The 9,441-nt window shown below is 64.0% G+C and carries 9 protein-coding genes; 4 read left to right on the forward strand and 5 right to left on the reverse strand.

Going from position 1 to position 9,441, the window contains the following annotated elements; all coding sequences use genetic code 11:
* Positions 1-42: 42 nt before the first annotated feature.
* Positions 43-1,041: an NAD(P)H-dependent glycerol-3-phosphate dehydrogenase gene (locus ACIGGF_RS12170; RefSeq protein ID WP_397521553.1), complete on the reverse strand. Its 999-nt coding sequence runs from the start codon at positions 1,039-1,041 to the stop codon at positions 43-45.
* 121 nt (positions 1,042-1,162) lie between these two features.
* On the opposite strand from ACIGGF_RS12170, the gene cofC reads away from it, so the two are divergent.
* From cofC to ACIGGF_RS12185, 3 genes are all read left to right on the forward strand, one after another.
* Positions 1,163-1,927, forward strand: coding sequence for a 2-phospho-L-lactate guanylyltransferase (gene cofC / locus ACIGGF_RS12175; protein WP_397521554.1), 765 nt, complete (start codon positions 1,163-1,165; stop codon positions 1,925-1,927).
* A gap of 145 nt (positions 1,928-2,072) precedes the next feature.
* Positions 2,073-4,193 (forward strand): RNA degradosome polyphosphate kinase, encoded by a 2,121-nt coding sequence (locus ACIGGF_RS12180; protein WP_397521585.1) that lies wholly within the window; start codon positions 2,073-2,075, stop codon positions 4,191-4,193.
* The gene (locus ACIGGF_RS12185) at positions 4,193-5,128 is read left to right on the forward strand and encodes an NUDIX domain-containing protein (protein ID WP_397521555.1); all 936 of its coding nucleotides are present in this window, start codon (positions 4,193-4,195) and stop codon (positions 5,126-5,128) included. Before ACIGGF_RS12180 ends, ACIGGF_RS12185 begins: the two co-directional genes overlap by 1 nt.
* Positions 5,129-5,219: 91 nt before the next feature.
* Here ACIGGF_RS12185 and ACIGGF_RS12190 read toward each other — a convergent pair whose 3' ends face one another.
* The 3 genes from ACIGGF_RS12190 to leuC all read right to left on the reverse strand — a co-directional run bounded on the left by ACIGGF_RS12190 (position 5,220) and on the right by leuC (position 8,153).
* Complete coding sequence (locus tag ACIGGF_RS12190; protein WP_397521556.1) at positions 5,220-5,915, reverse strand: HU family DNA-binding protein; 696 nt, start codon at positions 5,913-5,915, stop codon at positions 5,220-5,222.
* 150 nt (positions 5,916-6,065) lie between these two features.
* The gene (leuD, locus tag ACIGGF_RS12195) at positions 6,066-6,683 is read right to left on the reverse strand and encodes a 3-isopropylmalate dehydratase small subunit (protein ID WP_397521557.1); all 618 of its coding nucleotides are present in this window, start codon (positions 6,681-6,683) and stop codon (positions 6,066-6,068) included.
* Positions 6,684-6,728: 45 nt separating this feature from the next.
* Entirely contained in the window at positions 6,729-8,153 is a 1,425-nt protein-coding gene (gene leuC, locus ACIGGF_RS12200) for a 3-isopropylmalate dehydratase large subunit (RefSeq protein ID WP_397521586.1), read from the reverse strand.
* Between the two features lie 159 nt (positions 8,154-8,312).
* On the opposite strand from leuC, the gene ACIGGF_RS12205 reads away from it, so the two are divergent.
* Positions 8,313-9,041, forward strand: coding sequence for an IclR family transcriptional regulator (locus tag ACIGGF_RS12205; RefSeq protein WP_397521558.1), 729 nt, complete (start codon positions 8,313-8,315; stop codon positions 9,039-9,041).
* 185 nt (positions 9,042-9,226) lie between these two features.
* Here the strand turns inward: ACIGGF_RS12205 and ACIGGF_RS12210 are convergent.
* Positions 9,227-9,441 (reverse strand): ATP-binding protein (locus ACIGGF_RS12210; protein ID WP_397521559.1); only part of this gene is annotated, 215 nt, incomplete at its 5' end.

Raw genomic sequence — 9,441 nt, forward strand, 5'->3', positions numbered from 1 at the left:
ACGCGGATTCGCCCTGTTCGTCGCCAGACCGCGATCACTGCCTCACTCGGGCTTGATACGCCGTCCCAGCAGGTGCCCGACCGCGTCAGGAACGGACATACCCCCATGACACACCCGGTGGACGGCATCGGTGAGCGGCATCTCGACGTCGTAGCTCTCGGCGAGCGCACGCACCGAGGTGCAGGACTTCACGCCCTCGGCAACCTGTCCGTGCGCTGCTTCCTGGGCACTTTCGAGGGAGCCACCCGAACCCAAGCGTTCTCCGAACGTGCGATTGCGCGAGAGCGGCGACGAGCAGGTGGCGACCAGATCGCCCACGCCCGCCAGTCCCGACAGCGTCGACGGCTTGGCACCGAGCGCCACGCCGAGGCGGATGATCTCGGCCAGACCCCTGGTCATGATCGACGCGAGGGTGTTCTCGCCGTATCCGACACCACTGGCCATCCCGCACGCGAGAGCGATGACGTTCTTGCAGGCACCACCGATCTCGGCACCGATGACATCGCTGTTGGTGTAGGGCCTGAAATATCCGGTCGCGCAGGACTTCTGAACCTCGAGGGCACGCTGGGAGTCGGCGCACGCGATGACGGTCGCGGCGGGCTGCCCCTCGGCGATCGGACGCGCTAGATTCGGCCCGGACAGGCACGCGACCCGCGAGGGATCCGCGCCGGTGACCTGAGAGATCACCTGACTCATCCGCATGAGAGTTCCGGTCTCGATTCCCTTCGCCAGGGAGAGCAGCGTCGCGTGCTGGGGAATGGAGTCGGTCCACACCGCGAGATTGGCTCGCAGACTCTGCGACGGTACGGCCAACACCACGATGTCGGCTCCGTCGAGTGCCTGGACGGGATCGCTCGTGGCTCGGATCGACGACGGCAGCTGTATTCCCGACAGGTAGTCCTTGTTCTCGTGGTCGTCGGTGATGGACGCAGCAAGTTCCTCGCGGCGGGCCCACATGGTGACGTCCGTTCCGGCATCGGCCAATACCTTGGCGAATGCGGTCCCCCACGAACCCGACCCCAGTACCGCTGCTCTGCTCATTCCGCCAACCCCTCGCCTACTTCGCCGATGCCCTGTCCACGCGCGCATCACCCTAACTCGCAGACCCGCCCGGGCGGTCGGAGTCGGCACACATCCGACCACGCTGGCAGGATCGACCATCATGGGTGCAACACGATCCGACGACAGTGGCCGAGAGCCCGCGTCGTCCGACCCTGCCCGCAGCGTCGTCGCTGTCCTCATCGCGGTGAAGGATCTGGCGACGGCCAAGTCGCGTCTGTCCGCCGAATTCTCCGGTCCCGAGCGGACACGACTGGTGCTCGCGATGCTCAGCGACACCGTGTCCGCCGCAGGCGCGGTATCGGTGGTCGATTCGGTGACGGTGGTCACTCCGGACCCGCTCGTCGCAGACACCGCCCGAAGAATCGGTGCCCGGGTGCTCGACGAACCGATCGGCGATCCGGCGCTGCCACCGGACGCGCGACTGAACAACGCGTTCGCGTCTGCGGCGGCTGTGGTGCGTCGTGAGACGCTCGGCGGTGGTCGATCCAGGCACGACGACCGAGTCGACATCATCGCGTTGCAAGCCGATCTACCGGCCATGCGTCCCGCCGAACTCGCTCAGGCATATGCCGATGCCCACCGGGGCGGTAGATCACTGGTGGTCGATCATCACGGCACCGGAACCGCAGCGTTGATACTCAAGGACTCTCCCGGCGAGCTCGAACCGCTGTTCGGTCTCGATTCCGCCCGCCGACACGCCGAATCGGGCGCACCGAAACTCGACGGCCACTGGCCGGGTCTACGGCTCGACGTCGATACCGCAGTGGACGTCCGCAGAGCCCACCGGCTCGGCGTCGGACCTGCGACAGCGGCCGTCCTGCGTTCGCTCGGTTGGGTCGACGACGCATCGGCGACAACGGCGTGATCGAGTTTGGCCCATCGGAGTTTCACGCACGCCGCCGATGGGGGATGATCGTCCGGTGAGCAGAGACGACGCACAACCAACGAACGAAGATTCGTCGATCGAGCCCGGTTCGGAAGCGGTATGGAGCGCTCCGATCGCAGCAACGATGCCGAGCATTCCCTCGGCACTGCCGGCTGCCACACCGGAATCGGTGGACAGCGCCACCGTGCTCCCCGAAAATCGCTACCTCAACCGGGAATTGAGCTGGCTCGATTTCAATTCGCGTGTTCTCGCTCTGGCCGAGGACTCGTCGCTCCCGCTGCTGGAACGGGCCAAGTTTCTGGCGATCTACGCCTCGAATCTCGACGAGTTCTACATGGTTCGAGTGGCCGGTCTCAAACGTCGCGACGAAACCGGGCTCTCGGTCAGATCCGCCGACGGAATGACCCCCCGCGAACAGCTCGCAGTGATCGGCCAACGTACCCAGGAACTGGCGCTCAAACACGCGCGCGTGCTGCTGGATTCGATCCTCCCCGAGCTCACCGCCGAAGGCATCGCCATCATCCGGTGGTCGGATCTCGACGACGACGAACGTGCCCGCCTGTCGGAGTACTTCACCGAACAGGTCTTCCCGGTACTGACACCGCTGGCCGTCGACCCCGCTCACCCGTTCCCCTACATCAGCGGCCTGAGCCTCAATCTCGCTGTGACGGTGAAGGATTACTCCACGACCGGGGAACACTTCGCGCGCGTCAAGGTCCCCGACAACGTCGATCGCTTCGTGCGCGTCAAGCGCGGCGAAGGCTCCCACCGCATCGACGCCTTCCTGTCGATGGAAGAGCTGATCTCGGCGCACCTCGACGTGCTCTTCCCCGGCATGGAGGTCGTCGAGTCCCACGCGTTCCGCATCACGCGCAACGCCGATTTCGAGGTCGAGGAAGACCGCGACGAGGATCTGCTGCAGGCACTCGAGCGTGAGCTGGCCCGTCGGCGTTTCGGCTCGCCGGTCCGTCTCGAGATCGCCGACGACATGACCGAGCACATGCTCGAATTGTTGTTGCGCGAACTCGATGTCGACCCCGGCGACGTCATTCAGGTACCTGGACTGCTCGATCTGTCGTGCCTGTGGCAGGTCTACAGCGTGGACCGTCCGAATCTCAAGGACGCACCTTTCGTACCCGCGACCCACCCGGCGTTCGGTGAGCGCGAAACTCCCAAGAGCGTCTTCTCCACGCTGCGCGACGGCGATGTCCTGGTACATCATCCCTACGATTCGTTCTCCACCAGCGTCCAACGCTTCATCGAGCAAGCGGCAGCAGACCCTCAAGTACTTGCCATCAAGCAGACTCTGTACCGCACGTCGGGAGATTCGCCGATCGTCAACGCGCTCGTCGATGCTGCCGGTGCGGGTAAACAGGTCGTCGCACTGGTGGAGATCAAGGCACGTTTCGACGAACAGGCCAACATCGAGTGGGCTCGTAAGCTGGAAAAGGCAGGCGTACATGTGGTGTACGGCCTCGTCGGTCTCAAGACGCACTGCAAGACGTGTCTCGTGGTACGCCGAGAAGGATCTGTCATTCGTCGCTATTGCCACATCGGAACCGGCAACTACAACCCCAAGACAGCACGCATCTACGAGGACGTCGGCTTGCTGACGTCGTCGCCCGAGATCGGTGCCGACCTGACAGACCTGTTCAACTCGCTCACCGGTTACTCGCGAAAGTCCGAGTACCGCAACCTGCTGGTGGCTCCGTACGGAGTGCGCCGCGGAATCGTCGAACGTATCGAGGCGGAGGTCGGGCACCTCATGGCAGGCCGCCCGGCCGGAATTCGCCTCAAGGCAAACGCATTGGTCGACGAGCAGGTCATCGATGCGCTGTACCGCGCGTCCATCGCCGGTGTTCCGGTCAAGGTGGTGGTTCGCGGAATCTGCGCCCTCAAGCCGGGTGTTGCCGGGCTGTCGGAGAACATCGAGGTTCGCTCCATCCTCGGCCGGTTCCTCGAGCACTCTCGAGTGCTGCACTTCCAGGGTGCCGACGAGTTCTGGATCGGTAGCGCGGACATGATGCACCGCAACCTCGATCGTCGAGTCGAGGTGATGGCTCAGGTCAAGGACCCGCGACTGGCGAACCAGCTGAGCGACATCTTCGACTCCGCCCTCGACCCCACCACTCGCTGCTGGGAGTTGGGACCGGACGGCGGCTGGGTCGCTTCACCGGCGCAGGGTGAGAAAGTCCGTGAGCATCAGGTGGAGTTGATGCGCAGCCGGAGGAATCAGGCGTCCTGATGGGCACATCCGACGGGTCGCCCCGGGCCAACATCTTCGCGGCCGGCTCGATCCTCTGGCGCCGGTCGCCCCGAGATCACTCCTCCGTCGAGGTCGCCTTGGTGCACCGACCCAAGTACGACGACTGGTCGTTTCCCAAGGGAAAGCTCGACCCGGGCGAGACCGCCGTCGACGCAGCAGTCCGGGAAGTCAAGGAAGAGACCGGATTCGACTCTCGGCTCGGTCGGTCACTGTCCTACGTGACGTACCCCATTCCTGGCCACCGACGAGTCAAGAAAGTGCTGTATTGGGCAGCGGAGGTCACCGGGGGTGAATTCGTTCCCAACGCGGAGGTGGACCAATTACGCTGGATCGCCCCGGAGGACATCGGCGGTGAGCTCTCGTATCCTATGGACCACAAGATCCTTCGGCGGTTCGTGGCGAAACCGGCCGACACCTCCACGGTGCTGTTGGTTCGGCACGGGAGTGCGGGCTCACGCTCGCGGTACAAGGGCAACGACGTCGATCGCCCACTGGACAAGACCGGACGACGGCAGGCCGACGCCTTGGTCTCGTTGCTCCGGGCGTTCGGAGCCGACTCCGTGTACGCGGCAGATCGTGTCCGATGCGTCCAGACGGTGACCCCGTGTGCGCAATCGTTGGGCGTGGAGATCATCGAGGAACACCTCCTGTCCGAGGAGGGATACGCCGACGACCCGCGCAAGGGTCGCCACCGGGCTCGCGACATCGCCGAGCTGCCTGGAACTCCCGTGGTGTGCAGTCAGGGCAAAGTGATCCCCGACCTGATGCGATGGTGGGCAGACAAAGACGGAATCACGCTGCCTGCCAACAGGAATCGAAAAGGCAGTGTGTGGGTGCTCTCTCGTCACGACGGCCGACTCGTCGCGGCCGACCACATTGCCAGCCCACTGCCCACCCTCGTCGCCGACGACTAGGCGACGCACTCCCGGCAACAGCAAGGCCCCCGACACGATTCGAGTCGGGGGCCTTGTTGTTTGTCGATCGGAGAAGTGGAACCTACAGGTTCTACTTCTTCGCGGCGCGCTTCGCGGGGGCCTTCTTGGCCGGAGCCTTCTTCGCCGGAGCCTTCTTGGCTACGGTCTTCTTGGCCGCTGTCTTGGCCGGAGCCTTCTTGGCCGGAGCAGTAGTCGTAGCTGCCTTACGTGCGGTCGTCTTGGCCGGAGCCTTCTTGGCAGCAGCCGCGGTGGTCTTGCGTGCTGTGGTCTTGGCGGGAGCTGCCTTCTTGGCGGCCGTCTTTGCGGGAGCTGCCTTCTTGGCGGTGGTCTTTGCGGGAGCCGCCTTCTTGGCTGCCGCCGTGGTGGCCTTGCGGGCGGTCGTCTTCACGGCTGCCTTCTTGGCTGCGGTCTTCTTCGCTGCCGCAGTCTTCTTGGCCGGTGCTGCAGCCGATCCACGCTTGACAGCGGGGCCGGTTGCGGGCAGCTTCTGTCCGCCGGCGATGACGGCCTTGAACTGCGCGCCCGGGCGGAATGCCGGAACGTTGGTGGGCTTGACGCGAACAGTCTCACCGGTGCGGGGGTTACGGGCGACGCGCGCCGCGCGACGACGCTGCTCGAACACGCCGAAGCCCGTGATCGTGACACTCTCGCCGCGGTGCACTGCCCGCACGATGGTGTCGACGATGTTCTCGACAGCCTCTGTGGCGCTCCGCCTGTCAGACCCCAACTTCTCGGTCAGGGCGTCGATCAGCTCTGCCTTGTTCATGGAATTTCCTCCGCTATATGGTGGCCCATCGTCGGACCGACTACTACAACGGTAAACCCCAAGTCGTCAAGAGTCTATGCGCCACGCCAATTTTCATTTCGGCGTCGCGGAATGATTCACGGCCGCATAGCGTGTCGGACCCCCACCCGGTCAGCTTTCCGTCGGGGTCGCGATCCGTGCTGGGAGCGTCAGGGGTTTGTATGACGGCCTTGACTTTTCGTACTCCGTAATGGCCTCGACCTGGCGCAACGTCAATCCGATGTCGTCCAGACCTTCCAGCAGACGCCACCGGGTGTAGTCGTCAATAGCGAAGCGCACCACCAAAGTTCCAGCCGTTACGGTCTTGTCGACGAGGTCGACAATTATCTCCAGACCGGGTCGTTCTTCTAAGGCTTTCCACAGCAATTCGACGTCCGATTGCTCGACCTGGGCCGCCAACAGCCCGGCTTTACCGGAATTTCCGCGAAAAATATCGGCGAAGCGAGACGCGATGACGACCCTGAAACCGAAGTCCGACAGCGCCCATACGGCATGCTCGCGTGAGGATCCGGTCCCGAAATCGGGTCCGGCGACCAGAACCGAGCCACGGTCGTACGGCTCGAGATTGAGGATGAAGTTCGGATCCGAGCGCCAGGCAGCGAACAACCCGTCCTCGAATCCGGTGCGCGTCACGCGCTTGAGATAGACCGCGGGGATTATCTGATCGGTGTCGACGTTGGATCGCCGAAGCGGAACTCCGATGCCGGTGTGCCGAGTGAAAGCTTCCATCGAATTTTCTCCTGTGCGTTCGTTCGATCCGGGCGAGGACGCGTTCTACGCGAGATCCGCCGGAGAGGACAAGGTTCCGCGGATTGCGGTGGCGGCTGCGACCAGAGGCGAGACGAGGTGGGTACGACCGCCTTTCCCTTGCCTGCCTTCGAAGTTGCGATTCGAGGTCGATGCCGATCGCTCCCCCGCCACCAGTTGGTCCGGATTCATCCCGAGACACATCGAGCAGCCGGCCTGGCGCCATTCGGCCCCTGCGGCAGTGAAGATGTCGCCCAGGCCTTCCTCTTCCGCCTGCGCTCGTACCCGCATGGAGCCGGGCACCACCAGCATTCGCACTCCCTCGGCAACCCGATGTCCCTCCAGAACCGACGCCACGGCCCGCAGATCCTCGATTCGGCCGTTGGTGCAGGAACCGACGAACACGGTGTCGACCGCGATCTCACGAATCGGCGTGCCGGCTTCGAGACCCATGTACTGCAACGCCTTCTGGGCCGAGACACGCTCGCCCTCATCGGTCATGGCGTCCGGATCGGGCACGGTAGCGCCCAGCGGCGCACCCTGACCGGGATTGGTGCCCCACGTGACGAACGGCGTCAACGCGTCGGCATCGATGTGGACCTCGTTGTCGAACACGGCATCCGGATCGGTCGCCAGCTCGTTCCACGAGGCCACCGCTGCATCCCAGTCGGCTCCCTCCGGAGCGTGCGGGCGGCCCTTCAGGTATTCGTAGGTGATCTCGTCGGGTGCAATCATGCCTGCTCTCGCACCCGCTTCGATGGACATGTTGCAGATGGTCATTCGCGCTTCCATCGACAGCTTTCGGATGGCCTCACCGCGATACTCGAGTACGTAACCCTGCCCGCCACCGGTGCCGATCTGAGCTATGACGGCAAGAATCAGGTCCTTGCTCGTCACACCGGGTGCGAGTTCTCCGTCGACGGTGATCGCCATCGTCTTGAACGGACGCAGAGACAGAGTCTGGGTCGCCATCACGTGCTCGACCTCGCTGGTACCGATGCCCATCGCGATCGAGCCGAACGCACCGTGTGTCGAGGTGTGGCTGTCTCCGCAGACGACGGTCATACCAGGCTGAGTCAGGCCCAGCTGGGGGCCGATGATGTGCACGATGCCTTGATCGAGATCGCCCATCGGGTACAACCGGACTCCGAACTCCTCGCAGTTACGGCGAAGGGTGTCCACCTGGGTGCGCGACACGAGATCTGCGATAGGGGCGAAAATATCGGCCGTGGGGACGTTGTGGTCCTCGGTCGCGATCGTCAGATCGGGGCGTCGGAGCCCGCGTCCGGCCAGTCGCAAACCGTCGAACGCCTGCGGGCTCGTCACCTCGTGCACGAGGTGAAGATCGATGTAGATCAGATCCGGCTCGCGCGCACCGCCTTCGCCTCCGCCTCGGACCACCACGTGCTGGTCCCATACCTTCTCCGCCAGAGTCTTCGGTGTTTCGGACATCGGTGTTTCGGACATCGGTGTGTCGACCTCGTCTTCCTGTCGTCCCGCCGGCGAACTTCGTCGGTCCACCACGCGTCGTCGTCTCGACATCATGCCTCTCGGCACGCACTAGATCTCACAATTGTGCAATCTCAACATGCGGGAGGCTAATATCGTTCTATGAGACAGCATAGCCTGGGCGGCCTCGTCGACAAATCGAGTGGCATCGGTGTACTCGACAAGGCGATGGCGGTGCTGCATGCGGTGGCCGAGAAGCCCTGCAATCTGGGTGATCTGTGCTCCCGCACCGGCCTGCCCCGCGCCACCGCCCACCGACTCGCGGTCGGCCTCGAGACCCACCGACTACTCGTGCGAGATGCCGACGGCCTGTGGCACACCGGACCGGGCCTCGGCGAACTCGCAGCGAGCGCGTCCGACACTTTGCTCGAGGCAGCAGCCTCCGTGCTCCCACGTCTGCGCGAGATCACCGGTGAGAGTGTGCAGATCTATCGACGGGAAGGAACGGTACGTGTCTGCGTAGCATCCGTGGAGCCCCCGACAGGGCTTCGAGACACAGTCCTCGTCGGCGCACGCCTGCCGATGACGGCTGGTTCCGGTGCCAAAGTTCTTCTGGCATGGGCAGACTCGCATACTCAGAGAACAGTTCTGCCCGATGCAGAATTCGGCGAGCGCGTCCTCGTCGAAGTACGACGTCGCGGCTGGGCGCAGAGTGCAGGCGAGCGTGAACCAGGAGTTGCCAGCGTGGCGGCACCGGTTCGTGACGGCAACGACATTGTGGTGGCGGCGATTTCGGTATCCGGCCCCATCGATCGCATCGGACGCAAGCCCGGTGCGCGCTGGGCCGCGGATCTTCTCAGGGCAGCCGACGCGCTCCACAAGCGTCTGTGACCGATGCTCTCGAACCGCGGCCGGACACCCTGAAAATAAGCTGAACGCGCGGGGAGAAGCGGGTACCTTCATCTCGAGCGGCCCAACCGGCTGTCGACGGTCTCGTAATTCCCCAGGGGTAGTTGTCACGTAATTCCCCAGGTCCGGAGCTGCTGTGGTGAGGATATCGGTGACGGGCTCGGTTGTCAGGTGGTCTTGGTTCCGGGTCGTTTTCGGGGTCGGTAGCTCGGTCCGTCCATGAGGACTTGGTGGCTGGTGTTGATCAGTCGATCGAGGAGGGATTCGGCGACGACGGGGTTCGGGATCAGCGGGTACCAATCTTTCGGGGCTCTGTTGCTCGTCAGAATCAGGGGTTTGCCGGCGATCGCTCGATCGGAGACGAGGTCGTAGAGATCATCGG

This window comes from Rhodococcus sp. NPDC078407 (genome assembly GCF_044542515.1).
Classification (GTDB): Bacteria; Actinomycetota; Actinomycetes; order Mycobacteriales; family Mycobacteriaceae; genus Rhodococcoides.